The following is a 16146-nucleotide window of genomic DNA, read 5'->3' as shown; positions in this document are numbered from 1 at the left end:
TGTAGACCTCCATGAGGAATGGCGTTGAATGAACTGTTTCCTTACAGCCTGGGATCGCGAGGGCCGTGGGAGCCAGCGGGAATCCCCCTGGAGGCCGCCGCGCGGCGGAACGGGCGAAGCCCTGGGTAAGGAGGAGAAACTTACCATTTACGCGCGTCTGAATACAGGCACTCCGAGGCTTTTTTTCCTCTGGGTTCTTTTTCTCCTCGGTGCCGTCGGGCCGACCGCGCCGGCCGCCGCCGCCGAGGCGCCGGATTCCGCCCCCGCGGCCCCCCTTCTGGAGGGCTGGACCCGGCTGACCATCGAAGGGCGCAAGTTCCTCGTGGCCCGGGGCCGGTCGGTGATCGAGCGGCGTCAGGCCCCGGCGGCGGGAGAGGCCGACCCGGGCCCCGTCGCAGAGGTTCGCGTGGTGTCCACCGCCCGGGTTCTGGGGCACGACCTCAGCCGCCACCATGTGGTCAGCCGGGCCCGGGTGGACGGCCGGCTGATCGAGTGGGTCGAGCGGGACGGCAGGGGTCGCCTGCGCCGGGGGCGCCTGGTGGGGGACCGGCTGGTCGTCAGCCGCTTCAGCCGGCGTGCTTCGGTCGAGACGGGCGCCTGGACCCTCGATCGCCGCCGCGTGTTCCCCCTGGCCGGGGCCTGGGAGCGGGTGCCGGCCATCGATCCCTACGGGCTGCTGGGCCGCCTGGCCACGGCCGCCGCCGGAAGCACCGGCCGCATCTTCCTCCTCACCCGTCGCGGGCCCGTGGAAGTCGTCTACCGCGCGGAGGCCTCCGTCCGGGAGCGCTGGCGCCTGCGCGACGAGGACGCCGGCCGCAGCCGCCGCTACGCCTTGCGGGTGCGCCGGGTGGACCTGGCTCCCGCCCGACAGGGTGGGCGCACGCTCTTCGACATGGAAGGCCCCCTGCAGTTGTGGGTCGAGGAGGGCTCGGGGGCGCTGCTGAAGATCAGCGGACACGCCCCCAAACTCCGCGGGGCGATCACGCTGCGCCTGACGGCGTTCTCCCGCAGGCCTCCGGGGGCCTTCGGCGAGGTGCCGGATCTGCCCCCCGATCCGCCTGCCGCGGAGGCTGCGGTTGACGGCGGGGGAGCGGGCTCCTAGATTCCACTCCTTTTCGTCTCATCGGGCCTCCACCCGCACGCGGCCGCCGCCCCGGGGCCAAAAGCGAGGAAGGACTGTTGGTGTCGAGCAAGAACGGCGAATTGCACCGTCTGCTGCAATCGGCGCGCCGCGTCGTGCTGACCACCCACCGCAGCCCGGACGGCGATGGTGTGGGCAGCGAAGTGGGCCTGGCCCGGATGCTTGCGGCGGCCGGCGCCGAGGTGCGCATCATCAACGTGGATCCCCTGCCGCGCCTGTTGACCTTTCTGGATACCGCCTTCCGCGTCGAGACCTACGAGCCGCAGGTCCACGATGCGGTACTGGCCGCGGCCGACGTCATCGTGATGCTGGACAACTCGGTGGCGGCGCGCATGGGACGGATGGAGCCGGTGGTGCGCCGGGCCGCCGCTTCCAAGGCCTGCATCGACCACCATCCCGACCCGGACTCCTACTGGAATCCCTGCCTGGTGGACACCGGCGCCTGCTGCACGGGCCAGCTCATTCATGCCCTGGGAGAGGCGCTCGGCTGGTCCATCGACCCGCCGGCGGCGGAGGCGCTCTATACCGCCCTGGTTTCGGACACGGGGCGCTTTCGCTTCGCCAATACATCGCCCGAGGCCTTCCGCATGGCTGCCGCGCTGGTCGAGCGGGGCGCCCGGCCGGCCCGCATCTACGCCCGCCTCGAAGAACAGTACAGCGAGGGCTTTCTGCGGATGTACGGCGAGGTACTGGCCGGCATGGAGAGCCGCTGCGAGGGCCGACTGCTGCTGCTGCGGATCCCCCTGGCCATGATCGAGCGCCATGGCGCCGCCGGCGAGGACCTCAGCGAGATCATCAACCAGTCCCTGGGGCACCGCGAAAGCCGGTTGGCGGTTCTCTTCCGGGAACTGGAGGACGGCCAGACCAAGATCAGCCTGCGCTCCAAGGGGGCCCGGGACGTCAATCGCCTGGCCCGCCGTCACGGGGGCGGGGGCCATCGCAACGCCTCGGGGATCGTGCTGCCGCAGCCCCTGGAGGCCGCCGTCACCCTGCTGCTTCCTGAACTCGAGGCCCTGGCCACCGAGGAGGAGTCGCCTCCAGGCCCCTCGCCGGCATGAGGCTTTTGGAGCGGCCTGCTAGGCTTGTCTTCCCCGCCGCCCGAGGACGCTGGAGGCTCCGATGGGTCGTAGTAAGGCGTTGCTGGTTCGACTGCTCAAGGCCAGTCCCCGACCTCTGGTCTGGCGCTTTGCCCGCCGCTACATCGCGGGCGACCGCCTGGACCATGCCGTCGAGGTGGTTCGTCGCCTGGAGCGTGAGGGATGCCGGGCCACGGTGGACGTGCTTGGCGAGGACGTGACCCGCGAGTCCGACGTGGAGGCCTACGTCGAGGAGTATCACCAGGCCATCGAGCGGATCGTCGCCGAGGGCCTCGATGCCAATGTCTCGATCAAGCCCACCGCCTTCGGTCTGCGGATCTCCGAGGCCCTGTGCTACCGCGCCCTCCGCTCGGTGCTGGAGAAGGCGGACGAGCACGGCATGTTCGTCCGCCTCGACATGGAGGACAGTCCCACCACCCAGGCCACGCTCGATCTCTATCGGCGGCTCAGGAGCGAGGGCTTCGAGCGGTTGGGGGTGGTGCTCCAGTCCTACCTGCGGCGCACCCTGGACGACGTCCGGACCCTGGCCGCGGAGGGCGCCAGCGTGCGGCTCTGCAAGGGCATTTACGTTGAGCCGCGGGAACTGGCGTACAAGGAGTACCAGCTCATCCGGGAAGCCTATGTCGACGCCCTCGAGGTGCTGCTGCGGGGAGAGGACACTCACACCGCCATCGCCACCCACGACGACTACCTGGTCTTCCATGGCCGCCGACTGGTGCGTGAGCTGGGCCTGGGGCCTGGGCGATACGAGTTCCAGATGCTGCTGGGGGTGGACGAACAGCTGCGACGCCTGCTGGTGGCCGAGGGGCATCCCTTGCGGGTTTACGTGCCCTACGGCCGGGGCTGGCACGGTTACTCCCTGCGGCGCCTGGTGGAGAACCCGCACCTGGCCGCCCACGTGGTGCGCAACGTACTCGGCTTCGGCATCGGTTCGGAAAAGGCTGCCCCACGGTGAGGATCTTCGCCATCGGCGATCCCCACCTCTCCTTCGGTCGGCCCAAGCCGATGGATGTCTTCGGTGAACTCTGGAGGGATCATCCCGCCCGGCTGGCCGAAGCCTGGGACCGGTCGGTGGCGGACGACGACGTGGTGCTCGTGGTGGGGGACATCTCCTGGGCCCGCACCCCTGCCGAGGCCGTCCCGGACCTGGACTTCCTGGCTCGTCGCCGGGGGCGGCTGAAGGTCCTGATACGGGGCAACCACGACTCGTGGTGGAAGAGTGCCGCCAAGGTGCGCGGCCTCTTGCCCGCCGGGATGGCGGCGATCCACCACGACGCCCTGCGCCTCGACGAGGGGGTCGTCCTCTGTGGCGCGCGAGGGTGGAGCCTGCCGTCGATGCCCTGGAGCGATCCCGACAGGGATCCGGCGATCTATCGCCGGGAGCTGGGGCGTCTCGACCTCTCCCTGGCCGCCGCCGGGCGTCTGCGCCGGCCGGGCGACGCGCTGGTGGCCTTGTTGCACTATCCGCCCCTGGGGCCCGACGCCGCGCCCGGCCAGGCGGGGGAGGTGCTCGAGCGCCTGGGCCGGGCCGGGGTCGTGGTGGCCGCTTACGGGCACCTCCACGGCGCCGACCACCGCTGGGCTCCCCGGGGCGAGATCGGCGGGGTGATGCTGCGTTTCGTGGCCGCGGACTACACGGGTTTCGCCCCCCGCCTGGTCTGGAGCCCCGAGAGCGGCCCGGTGGACGAGCCGGAGTAGGGTCGTCAGGGCCGGGCGCCGCCCGACGCCTCGAGCTGCCGGGCCATGCGCCGGATCCGCTCGGCCTCGTCGGGCTCGAGGGCGGCCAGGGCTTCCGCGGCGATGCGCTGCACCCGTCGCTCTTCGGCCTGCTGCTCGGGACCCTCCTGGTCGAAGTCGGCCAGGCCCTGCCCGAAGCGCACCAGGTGCACCAGTTCGTGGGCCAGGGTCAGTTCGAGGACGGCGTCGAGGCCGAAGTCCCGGGCCCGGCGCAGGATCTCCTCGTCCCGCAGGACAATGCGGTAGCGCTGCTGGTCGGCCGGGGCGGGTTCGATGCGAACGATCTGGGCCAGGGCCGAGGCCGGGAAGTGCAGATCCGGGTGGTCGGCGGCGGAGGCCAGATCGTAGCGAAAGCGGGTGGACCATTCCCGCGGGCGAATCGCGTAGTAACGGGCGACGGCTTTCTCCGCCTTCTCCAGGCAGCGGCAGACCTGCGCGTTCCAGGGGGGGCGGGTCAGGCGCTCGTCGGCTGGGGAGGCGGCGGGCATCATCGGGTCTCCAGGGGCGTCGTCGCATGGTACCGGTCGCGCTCGGCGGTTGACAGGGCAAGGGGGAGATCTTATCCATGCGCCGGCCGAGACCGCGGGCGCGGGCGGTGTTTTTCGCCCATACTGGCGCCGCGAAACCCGCCCCACACCGCCCGCGGCCCCAGGGGCCATCAGGGAGCAGGGCCATGCCGATTTACGAATACCAGTGCCAGAAGTGCGGTCACGAGTTCGAAAAGATCCAAAAGTTCTCCGACCGGCCGGTCCGGCGCTGCCCCGAATGCGGGGGCAAGACCGAAAAACTGATCTCCCGGAGCGCCTTCGTGCTCAAGGGGGGCGGGTGGTACGCCGACGGCTACTCAGGTGGAAGTAAGGCCAAGAAGCGGGCCGCCTCGTCTTCCGGGTCTTCCGGGAGTGACGCCTCCGCGGGCAAGACCTCCTCGTCGAAGAAGACCGGCTCCGGCTCCAAGAAGGAGTAGGCGCCCTCCCGGGGGCGCCGGGGGGCGGTTGAACCCCTGTCATTGACCACGCCTGCCGATGGCGGCTAACATGGCCGGCGACCGGATCGAAGAATCCGGCCGGAAGGTTGTCGTGGCACCGATGCAGCCCAGCCTGGTCGAGTCCCTCAGCGCCACCCGTGGCAGGTTCCGCGGGGCCGCTGCGGTTGTCTCCAGCCGAGGGGCTGCCTTGCATCTTTTGACGTTCCCTGGTCGACCCCTTTCCCCGGCGCCCTCCCCCGCGGCCCCGTTGGGGAGAATCTTCGCGCTGGAGAGGGAGTCACCCGAGGGAGCGGTCCGGACCCCTCGCCCTTCGGATCCGGGGCACCGCCGCGCAGCATGAGCCGGTGAACACGGCCGCCTTCCGCCCACTCCAGCGCCCGGCGCTGCGGAGGAAGGCTGATGATGGTTCTGGCCCAGACGGGCGCCTGGCCCCTCGAGACGGGGCTGTGGGCGCTGGGGCTGTTGCTTGCGGGGGCCGTCCTGGGGGCGGGCGTCGCCATCTGGTGGGCCGGTCGACGCGGCCGGGGATGGCTCAGCCAGGCCCGGGAGCAGGCCGCGGAGATGGTCCGCGAGGCCCGCGGTCGGGCCGGCGCCGAGGCGCGGGCCTTGCTGGCCCAGGCGGAAGAAGACGCCCACGCCCGCCAGGAAGCGTGGACCGAGGAAGAGCAACGCCGCCGCCAGGCTCTCGAAGAGGCGGAAGAAGAAGCGGAAAAACGGCACCGGCGGCTGGTCGACCGGGACCGGGCCCTGGCTCGCCGGGACCAGATCCTCGGCACCCGGGAAAAGGAGATCGACCGGCGTTCGGCCGAACTCGATCGGCGCCATGAAGAGGTCGAGCATCGCCTCGAGCAGGTCACGGTGCGCCTCGAAGAAGTTTCGGGGCTTTCCCGGGACGAGGCCCGCCGCCAGCTCCTCGACGCCTTGAGGGCCGAGGTGCGACAGGCGGCGGCGGCGGAGGTGCGGGCGATCAAGGAGGAAGTCCAGCTCCAGGCGGACTTCGAGGCGGCCAAGATCATGGCCCTGGCCACCGAGCGGCTGGCTTCCGACTTTTCCGCCGAGCGCACCACGTCCGTCGTGCCGTTGCCGGACCCCGCCCTTCGCGGCCGGATCATCGGATCGGAAGGCCGTAATATCCGCGCTTTCGAGTCCCTCAGCGGCATGCAGCTCGTTCTCGACGACAATCCGGGGCACGTCCTGATCAGCGGTTTCAATCCGATCCGGCGGGAAGTGGCCCGTCGGGCCCTCGAGAAGCTGATCGAGGGGGGGACGATCCATCCGCGCAAGATCCAGCAGGTGATCACCGCCATGCAGCGCAAGGTGGACCAGGAGACCCAGCGCGCCGGCAAGGAAGCCGTCGCCCGCTTCGGCTTCAAGGGGATCCACCCGGAGATCGTCTCGCTTCTCGGGCGGCTCAAGTACCGCACCAGCTACGGGCAGAATGTACTCGAGCACGTCAAGGAGGCGGCCTACATTTGTGGAATCATGGCCAAGGAACTGGGTCTCGATCAGAAACTGGCCCAGCGTTCGGCCCTGCTCCACGACATCGGCAAGGCCGTCGATTTCGAGCGGGAGGGGACCCATCCCGAGATCGGCGGCGAACTGGCCCGCCGCTGCGGCGAGCCGGAAGTGGTGGTCAACGCCATCGAGTCCCATCACGACGATTGCGAGGTGATCCACCCCATCGCCGTGCTGGTGGCGGCGGCCGACGCCCTCTCCGGCGCTCGGCCCGGTGCCCGGCGGCGGACCACCGTCGATTACATCCGCCGCATCACCCGCCTCGAGGAGCTGGGGGGCTCCTTCGACGGCGTCGAGAACTGCTATGCCCTCCAGGCCGGAAGGGAGCTGCGGGTGATCGTCAACGCCGGCAAGCTCGACGATGACCACGCCGCCCTGCTCTCTCACGATCTTTCCCAGCGTATTCAGAGCGAGGTGGACTACCCGGGGCGGATCAAGATCACCGTCATCCGTCAGCTCAGGGCCCAGGCGGTGGCGCGCTAGCCGCGGAGGGTCCGGCGCCTGCCTCGCCCGCGCGACGCTTTTTCAACGGGCGGCTGGCTCCGTCAGGGACGGCGGATGACGAAGACGGTCTGGTCGTCGGCGCGGGGGATCGGAGACCATTGCTCGACCGCCGCGAAGGTGCGCTCGACGATGGTCTCGGCGGGAAGATGCCGGGTCTCTCTGAGCAGGCGCTCGAGGCGGCCGGCACCGAAGAACTTGCCGGTAGGGGAAACCGCCTCGGTGATGCCGTCCGTGTAGAGCATCAGGGTCGAGCCGGGGGGGAATTTCTCGAAGCCCCGCTCGTAGCGCGCCCGGGGGTTGGGGCCGAGGACCATGCCGCCCCGCTTGAGGCGCGTGATGCGCCCGCCGCGCCAGAGCAGTCCCGGGGGGTGGCCGGCGTTGCAGTAGACCAGGTTTCCCGAGGGTTCGAATTCCGCGTAGAACAGGGAGATGAAGCGGCTGGCCAGGGCGGATTGGGCCACCACGCGGTTGACACGTTCGACGGCCGTGGTCAGCCGGTACTGCACGTCCAGGGCGACCCGCAGGCCGGTGATCACATCCCGCGCCATCAGGGCGGCCGGCAGACCGTGACCGCAAGAGTCGGCGATGACCACGCCCAGGTTCTTCGGTGTTTGCAGGGGAAAATCGAAGAGATCGCCGCCCACGTCCTCGGCGGGGATGGATCGGGCGGCGATATCGAAGCCGAAGAAATCCGGCGGGCGCTCGGGAAGCAGGCTGAGCTGGATCTGGCGTGCCTCCGCCAGATCGTGCAGCAGGTGTTCCTGGGTCAGGCGCAGGTTGATCACGTGGCGGATGGTGCCCAACAGGTAGACCGCGCGCACCGGGTCGAGGGGCTCGCCCAGGGTGAAGGCGATGAAGTGCCGCCCGTCCTTGCCCACCGTGATCGCGGCGAAGCGCCGGGCTCCGACCCGCCCTTCGATGCTCGCGTCGAAATCGGGGTCGTCTTCCTCCATCAGCAGGAAACCTTCCTCGAGCAGCCGCTGGATCGGGCGGTAGTCGGCGGAGACGGTGAATCCGGGACGCGCTCGTCCGGAGCGCCCGACGGTGTGTTCGAGGCGGTAGTGGCTGCGATCGGAATCGGCCGCGTAGAGCCGGCCACCGGTGATTCCCAGGCTCTCTCCGGGGCCCGCCACGATGGCCTCGAGGATGCCGGCGAGGGTCGAGGATCGCTCGCCCGTCTCCTCGATGCTTTCGAGGGCCTTCTCCAGGCTGCGATAGGTCTTGTGATAGTCGATCATGCCGGCTCCGACCGGGACTCTGGGCCGCATCGAGCCCCAAGCCGGCACACTAGCGCGGATCCCTCCCGGGCGCTACGGCAGGGGTGCGGCAGGGTGGTTACAATGGCCCCATGTCGGAATTCGAGGGGCAGGAAGAGGTGGCGGCGTGCGACTTGGCCGCCTTTTTGCGCCATTTTCTCTCCCAGGCTCGCGAGCGGGGCCTGGAGGTCTCGCGCCAGACCCAGTCCATGTGGCCCTTCTTCCGTGGCGGCGAGACGATCCACTGGCGCGAGCCTTCGCCCCCGCCCCGGGTGGGTGACGTGGTGCTCTTCCTGATGGCTTCTCGGGCGCGGGGCGTGGGGGCCGAGGTGAAGGCCGTGGCCGGAGAAGAAGGCGCTCGCCCGTTGCTGCTCGCGGCCCTCAGGGGCCTGGTCGTCCACCGCGTGGTGCGACGGGAGGCCGATGGCCGCCTGCGGACTCAGGGTGACAACCGGGCCCGGCCCGATCTTCTCCCCGTGCCGGTCTCCGATGTCCTGGGAGTGGTCACCGCCGTCGAGCGGGACGGCCGGTGCTGGTCGCTCGAAGGGGCGGGAGCCCGTTTCTACGGGCGGGGCGCGGCGGCGATCTCCCGGCTCACGGCGCGCTGGGTGCCTTTTCGTGGGGGATGGCGCTTGCAGCGGGGTGCCCACCGGCTGTGGTCCCTGCTACACGGGCTTTGTCACCCGAGCCGGGCCGGCTGAGAAGTCCCCCTCGGGGGTCGGCTTGACCCGCCCGGTCGCTCCCGGTTAGATACGCCGGTCGGTATCGGCCGAGATCAGGTCGAAGGCGGAGGGGTCCTGCACCGGCCAGGCGGAGGAGAGTTCATGAGCGACCCGGGCAACACCAGGAAGTACCACTACAAGCCATTCGTCCCCGAGCAGACCGATCTTCCCGAACTCACCCTCAGGGCCCTTCTGGTGGGGGTCTCTCTGGCTGCGATCCTGGGAGCGGCCAACGCCTACGTGGGGATGAAGGCCGGCCTGACCGTGGCGGCCACCTTCCCGGCCGCGGTGATCGCGCTGGCGGTCGTGCGCCTGTGGCGGGGCTCGATCCTCGAGGAGAACATCATCCGGACCACGGCTTCGGTGGGCGAGGCCCTGGTGGCGGGGGCGATCTTCACCGTGCCCGCCTTCGTGCTGGTCGGATACTGGGAAAATCTGCTGACTCCCGGCAACTACCTCGAGGGTAGCCTGCTGCTGCTGATCGGCGGCGTGCTGGGAGTGCTTTTCGTGATCGTGCTGCGCCGGGCGCTGGTGACCGAGTCGGATTTGCCGTTCCCCGAGTCGGTGGCGGCGGCGGCGATTCACAAGGTCGGCCAGAAAGGCGCCACCGGCGCGAGTCTCGTCTTCGGCGCCATGGGGGTGTCGATGGTGATCGAGTTCTTCAAGCACAGCGCGGGGGTGACCCTGATCCGCGAGCGTATCGAAGGTGTGGTCACCTTCACGCGCAGCATGATTCCCCTCGGCGGCGAGCAGAAGCCCTTTTTCGGTGCCCTGGCCTGGCGCACGCCCAACGCCTCCCCGATGCTGATGGGCGTGGGCTACATCATCGGCCCTCGACTGGCGGCGATCAATTTCTCGGGCGGCGTGCTGGCGTGGGGGTTTCTGGTGCCGCTGATCCTGATGATCAACGGTCCCGAGGGGGCGATCACGGCCCTGGCCGCCAGTGAAGGGTGGGGCGCGGCGGCCGGGGAGGCCTGGTCCAACATCGTGCGTCCCATCGCCGTGGGCGCGATGCTGGTGGGCGCGGCCTACACCCTCTACGGCATGCGTTCCCAGCTGCTGGCGGGCATCACCAAGGCGGCGGGTGATCTGCGCGCGATGAAGACCGGGACCGGCAAGCCCTCCCGCTACGAGCACGACCTGCCGGTGACCGTCATCGGTGTCACCATCGCCGCGATGGTGATTCCCACCTTCCTGATCTACTGGCATTTCACCGGAAACCTGGTGGCGGCCGCCGTGCTGGCGGTGGTGATGATCGCCGCGGGTTTTCTCTTCTGTGCCGTGGCGGGTTACCTGGTGGGCTTGATCGGCTCGTCCTCCAATCCCATCTCGGGGCTGACCCTCTCCACGCTGATCCTGGCCGCCGGGCTGATGGTCGTGCTCTCCCAGACGGGACCGGGGAGCATCGCGGCGGTGTTGGGGGTGGCGACGGTGGTCTGCTGCGCCTGCGGCATCGGCGGCGACATGATGCAGGACCTCAAGGTCGGGCATATTCTCGGGGGCACGCCCTCGAAGATGCAGATCGGCGAGATCCTCTCGGTGGTGGTGGTCTCCTTCCTGCTGATCGCTCCCATCGGTTACCTGCATGCGGCGGATCTGAAGATCCACCCGGGGGTTGGGGGTATCGGTGGGGAGAACCTGCCGGCGCCCCAGGCCGGTCTGATGGCGATGCTGTCGAGGGGCATCATCGGCGGGGAGATGGCCTGGCCCCTGGTCTTCGTCGGTGCGGTCTTCGCCCTGGGGATGATCCTGATCAAGGCGCCGAGCCCGATGCTCATCGCGGTGGGTATGTACCTGCCCTTGCAAAGCACTTTCGCCATCTTCGTCGGGGGGCTTTTCCGGTGGATGGTGGACTGGCTGCTCAGTCGCCGGGGTGCCAGCGAGGAGCAGATCGAGGAGGCCGGCGGAAGGGGCGTGCTGGTGGCCTCCGGATTGATCGCCGGTGAAGCCCTGACAGGGGTGGGGCTGGCCGTCTGGGTCATCGCCACCGACGCGAGCGGTGCGATCTGGGCGCCTTTCGACGGCGGCAGCCAGGCGATTCCCACCCTGTTGATGCTCGGTGTCTTCGCGGCCATCGCCGGGATGCTGATCCTGCCGCCGCTGCGCCACTTCACGGGCGCGAAGAAGTAGCGCGGGATGGGGTCGGTGGACGCCGTGAACGAAGACTGGGGCCCGCTGCGGCCCCGCCGTCTGTTGCCCTACACGCCGCGGGAGCCGGGCGAGGTCTGCGAGCGGGTTTCGGTGCTCGTGCCGCGCTTCCGGCATCCCCGGCTTCGGCGCTGGTGCGAGCGTCTGCGCCTGCCTCCCTATCGGATCCATCTCGACGATGTGGGCTCCTTCGTCTGGTTGCAGTGCGACGGAAACCGGCCGGTGGCGGAGATCGGCCGGCGCCTGACGGAGGCCTTCGGCGAGCGGGTGCAGCCGGTCGAGCAACGGTTGACGACCTTCTTCCTCCAACTCCAGCGGGCCGGCATGGTGAGCCTCGAGGATGAATCATGAGCGGGGGCTGCACCTACTACTCGGTGGACGTGGAGGCTTCGGGGCCGGTGCCGGGGCTCTACAACCTGCTCAGCGTCGGCGTGACGGTGGTCGCTGAAAAAACGGGGGGCGGGTGGGAGACCGCCGAAGAGATCTACCTCGAATTGCGGCCGGTCTTCGCCGGGCACGATCCCCGGGCCAACGCGGTCCATGGGCTCGACCTGGAGCGGCTCGCCCGCGAAGGACTCGAGCCCCGGGCCGCCATGGAGGCTTTGGCCGACTTCGTGCGGCGTACCTGTCGCCGGGGCACCGAGCCGGTCTTCGTCGGGCACGTGGCGGTCTTCGACTGGATGATGGTCGCCTGGTACTTCGCCTGGTGCGGACTGGCCAATCCCTTCGGCTACAAGGGGATCGACACCAAGTCGCTGGCCATGGGAGCGCTGGGGCTGCCCTGGCTCGAGACCTCGCGGGAGACTCTCGAAGAGTGTCTGGGCCTCGAGCATCAGGACCCGGAGACGGCTCACCGGGCCGATGCGGATGCGCGCGCCCAGGCGCTGCTGCTGATCGCGCTGCTGGAACGGGCACGGCTGCGCGGGGCGGGGTGAGCGTCGACGGGGAGGAAACTTCCCGCTTCGTGCCGGCATCCCAGCCCGTGGACCGCGGCGGTGGCGCCGAGGCGGCGAGTGGTGAGGATGGTCGACACGATCAGGGGTTCGGGCGGACGTCGAAACCGCCGGGCGGCGCTCAAGGCGGCGGTGCTGGCGGTTTTCGTTCTCGCTGCGCTGGCGGTGCTGCGCTGGACCTCGCTGGTGGAGTTTCTGACCCCCGGACTGCTCGGTGGTGCGTTGCGAGAGGCGGGGGCCTGGGGCCCCGTGCTCTTCGTGGCGATCTACGGGCTTGGTGTCTGCCTGTTCGTGCCGGGAACCCTGCTGACCGGGCTGGGGGGCGCGATTTTCGGTCCCTGGTGGGGTTTCGTCTATGCCTGGTGTGGAGCGATGGCGGGTGCCGCCGGGGCGTTCTGGATCGGGCGCACCCTGGGGCGCGATTTTGCCGCCGGTGTGATCGGTGACCGCCTTGGCAAGTATGACGAGGCCATCGAGCGCAACGGCCTGGCCACCGTGCTCTACCTCCGCCTGGTGTACTTTCCCTTCACGCCGATGAACTTCGGTATGGGGCTGACCCGGGTGCGCTTTCGCGACTACCTGCTGGGTACGGGGTTGGGCATCGTGGCGGGCACCTTCGTCTTCACCTTTTTCGTCGGCACGTTGAAAGAAGTGTGGGTCTCGGGGGAGTGGGCTCGGCTTCTCTCCGCCCGGGCGCTGGTCTCGCTGCTCCTGTTCCTGTTTTCGTTTTTCATTCCCCTCCTGGTGCGCCGGGCCCGGGGTTGACGCACCCACCCCGGCCGCCGGGGCGGCGCGTCCGGGGGTTGCCCGCAGGATCCAGGGGCCTATGGGTATCCGGGAGGGGCGACGTCGGCCTAAATCGCCTCTAGGTTCTTGTAAATACGGGGCTTGGTTGAATCGTGATAAATATCACAATATAATGCCCATGGGCTGATCCCGCATGGAGCCACCGTCAGAGGGGCGGCGAGGAGGCATGGATGGGGCAGGGTTCAGTGGATCCAAAGGTTGTCGCCACGGTTTGTGAGCGCTTCGGCAACGATTCCGGGCGCCTGCTGGACGTGCTGCGAGCGGTTCACGCCGAGCGGGGCCACGTGGATGACGCCACGGCCCGGGAGATCGCCCGGCGACTTTCGGTGCCGTTCGTGGATGTGCGGGGTGTGATTTCCTTTTACGCCTTCTTTTCTTCCGCGCCCCGCGGGCGGACGGTGATCCGCCTGTGCAACGATGTGATCGACCGGCTGCGCGGCGCGGAGCGGGTCGGCCGGGCCTTCGAGGAGGAACTGGGCATTCGCTTCGGTGAAACGACTGCCGACGGCGCCTTTTCCCTCGAGTGGACTCCCTGCATCGGTATGAGCGACCAGGCTCCCGCGGCCCTTGTGGGAGATGTGGTGCTCACCCGCCTGTCCAGCGACCGGGCCCGGGAAATCGTCCGGGAACTCAGGGCGCACGGTGATCCGCGCAAGCTGGTGCGCACCCTGGGTGACGGCAACAACGCTCACCCCCTCGTGCGCTCGATGGTGGTCAACCACCTGCGCCAGAAGGGGCCGGTGATCTTCGACGGTCTCCAGCCCGGTGCCGCCCTGCGCCAGGCGCTGAGTGTTTCTCCCATGGAAGTGATCCGGGCGGTCAAGGCCGCTCGTCTGCGGGGGCGAGGAGGGGCGGGATTCCCCACCGGCATGAAATGGGAGTTCACCCGCCAGGCCGCCGGCCGGCGGCGATTCGTCGTCTGCAACGCCGACGAGGGTGAGCCCGGAACCTTCAAGGACCGGGTGGTTCTCACCGAGCGGCCCGATCTGCTCTTCGAAGGCATGACCATCGCCGGTTACGCCGTGGGCGCCAGCGAAGGCCTGGTCTACCTGCGGGCCGAGTACGCCTACTTGAAGGCTTTCCTCGAGGACGTGCTGCGCCGCCGCCGGGAGGCGGGCCTGTTGGGCCACGACATCTGCGACAGGCCGGGCTTCGACTTCGATATCAGGATTCGCCTCGGGGCGGGGGCCTATATCTGCGGAGAGGAGAGCGCCCTGCTCGACAGTCTGCAGGGCCAGCGCGGTGATCCGCGCAACCGCCCGCCGTTTCCCGCCCAGTCGGGCTACCTCGGTTGCCCGACGACAGTGAACAACGTGGAGACTCTTTGCTGCGTGGCCCGGATCCTCGAGCGAGGGGCCGCCTGGTTCGCCGACCAGGGCAGCTTGCGCAGTACCGGCACCAAGCTCTTCAGCGTCAGTGGCGACTGCCAGAGGCCGGGAGTCTACGAGCTTCCTTTCGGTGTGAAGGTCCGTGAGTTGTTGACCCTCGCGGGTGCCGACGAGGCGATCGCCGTACAGGTGGGCGGACCTTCCGGAAAGATGATCGGCCCCGATTCCTTCGAGCGCACCCTGTGCTACGACGACCTGGCCAGTGGGGGGTCGATCATGGTCTTCGGGCCGGGTACGGATCTCCTCGAGGTGGTGCAGGATTTCCTCGCCTTCTTCATCGACGAATCCTGCGGTTACTGCACGCCCTGCCGGGTGGGTAACGTGCTGTTGGCCGAGCGGCTGGCCCGCCTGCGTCGCGGCCTGGCCGGCCCGGCCGACATCGCGTACCTCGAACAGCTCGGTCGCAGCGTCAAGGCCGCGAGCCGCTGCGGGCTGGGGCAGACGTCCCCCAACCCCATTCTGAGCACACTCGAGGCTTTCCCCGACCTCTATCAGCAGAAAGTGACGAACGAAGATGACGGCGACCTGCTGCCCACCTTCGACATTCAGGGCGCCCTGGAGCCGTCGCGACGACTGACCGGCCGGGACAGCGTGCACTTCCCGCGCGCCGGCGAGGAGAAGGCCCAATGAGCGGGACCATCGAGTTCTTCATCGACGGCCGACCGGTGCACGGGCGCCCCGGGCAGACCATCCTGGAGGCGGCGGAGGACAACGGCGTCTACATCCCCCGCCTGTGTCACATGAAGGGCCTGACACCCTTCGGGGGTTGCCGGGTCTGCACCTGCCTGGTCAATTCCCGGGCCCAGGCCGCCTGCACCCAGCCCATCGCCCCGGGAATGATCGTGGACAACGATTCCGAGGCGGTGCGGGAGATTCGGCGGCAGATCATCGAGATGCTCTTCGTCGAAGGCAACCACTTTTGCATGTTCTGTGAGAAGAGTGGTTCCTGTGAGTTGCAGGCCCTGGCCTACCGTTTCGGTATCACCGCCCCGCGCCATCCCTACCTGTTTCCCAGGCGGGAGGTCGACGCCACGCACGATGGCGTCTTCATCGACCACAACCGCTGTGTGCTCTGTGGCCGCTGTGTGCGGGCCTCCCGCGAGGTCGACGGGAAGGCGGTCTTCGGTTTCGTGGGCCGCGGTCCCGAGCGCCGGGTGGCCGTCAACGCCCCCGGGGGGCTGGGTGCGAGCGAAGCGGCGACGACCGATGCGGCGATGGAGGCCTGCCCGGTGGGTGCGATCCTCGTCCGGGGCAGGGCCTACGCCACGCCGATCGGCCGGCGCCCCTACGATCACAAGCCCATCGGCAGCGATGTGGAGGAAGGAGGGACCCCTTGAACAAGCCGGCGATCGCCACCACCTCCCTTGCCGGATGCTTCGGTTGCCACATGTCGATTCTCGACATCGACGCGAAGATCCTCGACCTGATCGAATTGGTGGATTTCGACAAGTCGCCCATCGACGACATCAAGCGTTTCACCCGCACTTGCAAGGTGGGGCTGGTGGAAGGGGGCTGCTGCAACGAGGAGAATGTCGAGGTGCTGAGGGAGTTTCGCCGGCACTGCGAGGTTCTCGTTTCTCTCGGTGACTGCGCGATCATGGGTGGCATTCCCGCGATGCGGAACATGGTGCCCCTCGAAGAGTGCCTCGACGAGGCCTACCGGAACGGCCCGACGGTGTACAACCCTTCCGGCGGGTTGCCCGACGATCCGGAGATTCCCTTGCTGTTGAACAAGGTCTATCCGGCTCACGAGGTGGTGAAGATCGACTACCACCTGCCGGGCTGCCCGCCGCCGGCGGAGGCGATCTGGCAGGCGCTGGTGGCCCTGCTCGAAGGTCGTCCGCTGGACCTGCCCTACGAGTTGATCAAATACGACTGAGCTCCTGACGGGGA

At 68.8% G+C, this 16146-nt stretch carries 16 protein-coding genes; 14 read left to right on the top strand and 2 right to left on the bottom strand.

The window, feature by feature from the left end:
• The first annotated feature begins 28 nt into the window (after positions 1 to 28).
• From Q9Q40_01615 to Q9Q40_01600, 4 genes are all read left to right on the top strand, one after another.
• Entirely contained in the window at positions 29 to 1102 is a 1074-nt protein-coding gene (locus tag Q9Q40_01615) for a hypothetical protein (GenBank protein MDQ7005910.1), read from the top strand.
• A gap of 80 nt (positions 1103 to 1182) precedes the next feature.
• Positions 1183 to 2199 carry a DHH family phosphoesterase gene (locus Q9Q40_01610; protein ID MDQ7005909.1) on the top strand — a complete coding sequence of 339 codons (1017 nt, stop codon included), beginning with the start codon at positions 1183 to 1185 and terminating at the stop codon, positions 2197 to 2199.
• A 61-nt stretch (positions 2200 to 2260) separates the two neighbouring features.
• Positions 2261 to 3193, top strand: coding sequence for a proline dehydrogenase family protein (locus Q9Q40_01605; protein MDQ7005908.1), 933 nt, complete (start codon positions 2261 to 2263; stop codon positions 3191 to 3193).
• A complete protein-coding gene (locus tag Q9Q40_01600) occupies positions 3190 to 3936 on the top strand; it encodes a metallophosphoesterase (protein MDQ7005907.1) in 747 nt (248 codons plus the stop codon). The genes Q9Q40_01605 and Q9Q40_01600 overlap by 4 nt, the downstream gene beginning before the upstream one ends.
• A gap of 5 nt (positions 3937 to 3941) precedes the next feature.
• On the opposite strand, the gene Q9Q40_01595 is transcribed toward Q9Q40_01600, so the two are convergent.
• Positions 3942 to 4466, bottom strand: a complete 525-nt coding sequence (locus tag Q9Q40_01595; protein ID MDQ7005906.1) for a hypothetical protein — start codon at positions 4464 to 4466, stop codon at positions 3942 to 3944.
• A gap of 182 nt (positions 4467 to 4648) precedes the next feature.
• Between Q9Q40_01595 and Q9Q40_01590 the strand changes: the two genes are divergently transcribed.
• A complete protein-coding gene (locus tag Q9Q40_01590; GenBank protein MDQ7005905.1) occupies positions 4649 to 4939 on the top strand; it encodes a zinc ribbon domain-containing protein in 291 nt (96 codons plus the stop codon).
• Positions 4940 to 5359: 420 nt separating this feature from the next.
• Positions 5360 to 6958: a ribonuclease Y gene (gene rny / locus Q9Q40_01585; protein ID MDQ7005904.1), complete on the top strand. Its 1599-nt coding sequence runs from the start codon at positions 5360 to 5362 to the stop codon at positions 6956 to 6958.
• A gap of 62 nt (positions 6959 to 7020) precedes the next feature.
• Here the strand turns inward: rny and Q9Q40_01580 are convergent, their stop codons facing one another.
• Positions 7021 to 8217: a PP2C family protein-serine/threonine phosphatase gene (locus tag Q9Q40_01580; GenBank protein MDQ7005903.1), complete on the bottom strand. Its 1197-nt coding sequence runs from the start codon at positions 8215 to 8217 to the stop codon at positions 7021 to 7023.
• 110 nt (positions 8218 to 8327) lie between these two features.
• Between Q9Q40_01580 and Q9Q40_01575 the strand changes: the two genes are divergently transcribed.
• The 8 genes from Q9Q40_01575 to Q9Q40_01540 all read left to right on the top strand — a co-directional run bounded on the left by Q9Q40_01575 (position 8328) and on the right by Q9Q40_01540 (position 16132).
• The gene (locus Q9Q40_01575) at positions 8328 to 8936 is read left to right on the top strand and encodes a S24/S26 family peptidase (GenBank protein MDQ7005902.1); all 609 of its coding nucleotides are present in this window, start codon (positions 8328 to 8330) and stop codon (positions 8934 to 8936) included.
• 123 nt (positions 8937 to 9059) lie between these two features.
• Positions 9060 to 11087: an oligopeptide transporter, OPT family gene (locus Q9Q40_01570; GenBank protein MDQ7005901.1), complete on the top strand. Its 2028-nt coding sequence runs from the start codon at positions 9060 to 9062 to the stop codon at positions 11085 to 11087.
• Between the two features lie 15 nt (positions 11088 to 11102).
• Positions 11103 to 11456, top strand: coding sequence for a PqqD family protein (locus tag Q9Q40_01565; protein ID MDQ7005900.1), 354 nt, complete (start codon positions 11103 to 11105; stop codon positions 11454 to 11456).
• The gene (locus Q9Q40_01560) at positions 11453 to 12040 is read left to right on the top strand and encodes a 3'-5' exonuclease (GenBank protein ID MDQ7005899.1); all 588 of its coding nucleotides are present in this window, start codon (positions 11453 to 11455) and stop codon (positions 12038 to 12040) included. Before Q9Q40_01565 ends, Q9Q40_01560 begins: the two co-directional genes overlap by 4 nt.
• An 87-nt stretch (positions 12041 to 12127) precedes the next feature.
• Positions 12128 to 12823, top strand: a complete 696-nt coding sequence (locus tag Q9Q40_01555) for a TVP38/TMEM64 family protein (GenBank protein MDQ7005898.1) — start codon at positions 12128 to 12130, stop codon at positions 12821 to 12823.
• A gap of 212 nt (positions 12824 to 13035) precedes the next feature.
• Positions 13036 to 14883, top strand: coding sequence for an NAD(P)H-dependent oxidoreductase subunit E (locus tag Q9Q40_01550; protein MDQ7005897.1), 1848 nt, complete (start codon positions 13036 to 13038; stop codon positions 14881 to 14883).
• Complete coding sequence (locus Q9Q40_01545; GenBank protein MDQ7005896.1) at positions 14880 to 15590, top strand: 2Fe-2S iron-sulfur cluster-binding protein; 711 nt, start codon at positions 14880 to 14882, stop codon at positions 15588 to 15590. Before Q9Q40_01550 ends, Q9Q40_01545 begins: the two co-directional genes overlap by 4 nt.
• Positions 15587 to 16132 (top strand): NADP oxidoreductase, encoded by a 546-nt coding sequence (locus Q9Q40_01540; GenBank protein MDQ7005895.1) that lies wholly within the window; start codon positions 15587 to 15589, stop codon positions 16130 to 16132. The genes Q9Q40_01545 and Q9Q40_01540 overlap by 4 nt, the downstream gene beginning before the upstream one ends.
• Positions 16133 to 16146 lie beyond the last annotated feature (14 nt).

It is taken from the genome of Acidobacteriota bacterium (assembly GCA_030949985.1).
In the GTDB taxonomy this organism is placed as follows: domain Bacteria; phylum Acidobacteriota; class Polarisedimenticolia; order J045; family J045; genus JALTMS01.
The sequence above is the reverse complement of the archived record's forward strand: the minus strand, read 5'-3'. Positions and strand labels throughout refer to the sequence as shown.

Bases quoted from the DNA above. Each gene is read 5' to 3' on its own strand.
- Q9Q40_01545 (MDQ7005896.1), top strand. From the start codon at position 14,880: ATGAGCGGGACCATCGAGTTCTTCATCGACGGCCGACCGGTGCACGGG.
- rny (MDQ7005904.1), top strand. From the start codon at position 5,360: ATGATGGTTCTGGCCCAGACGGGCGCCTGGCCCCTCGAGACGGGGCTG.
- Q9Q40_01605 (MDQ7005908.1), top strand. From the start codon at position 2,261: ATGGGTCGTAGTAAGGCGTTGCTGGTTCGACTGCTCAAGGCCAGTCCC.
- Q9Q40_01595 (MDQ7005906.1), bottom strand. From the start codon at position 4,466: ATGATGCCCGCCGCCTCCCCAGCCGACGAGCGCCTGACCCGCCCCCCC.
- Q9Q40_01580 (MDQ7005903.1), bottom strand. From the start codon at position 8,217: ATGATCGACTATCACAAGACCTATCGCAGCCTGGAGAAGGCCCTCGAA.
- Q9Q40_01570 (MDQ7005901.1), top strand. From the start codon at position 9,060: ATGAGCGACCCGGGCAACACCAGGAAGTACCACTACAAGCCATTCGTC.
- Q9Q40_01615 (MDQ7005910.1), top strand. From the start codon at position 29: ATGAACTGTTTCCTTACAGCCTGGGATCGCGAGGGCCGTGGGAGCCAG.
- Q9Q40_01575 (MDQ7005902.1), top strand. From the start codon at position 8,328: ATGTCGGAATTCGAGGGGCAGGAAGAGGTGGCGGCGTGCGACTTGGCC.
- Q9Q40_01590 (MDQ7005905.1), top strand. From the start codon at position 4,649: ATGCCGATTTACGAATACCAGTGCCAGAAGTGCGGTCACGAGTTCGAA.
- Q9Q40_01555 (MDQ7005898.1), top strand. From the start codon at position 12,128: ATGGTCGACACGATCAGGGGTTCGGGCGGACGTCGAAACCGCCGGGCG.
- Q9Q40_01550 (MDQ7005897.1), top strand. From the start codon at position 13,036: ATGGGGCAGGGTTCAGTGGATCCAAAGGTTGTCGCCACGGTTTGTGAG.
- Q9Q40_01560 (MDQ7005899.1), top strand. From the start codon at position 11,453: ATGAGCGGGGGCTGCACCTACTACTCGGTGGACGTGGAGGCTTCGGGG.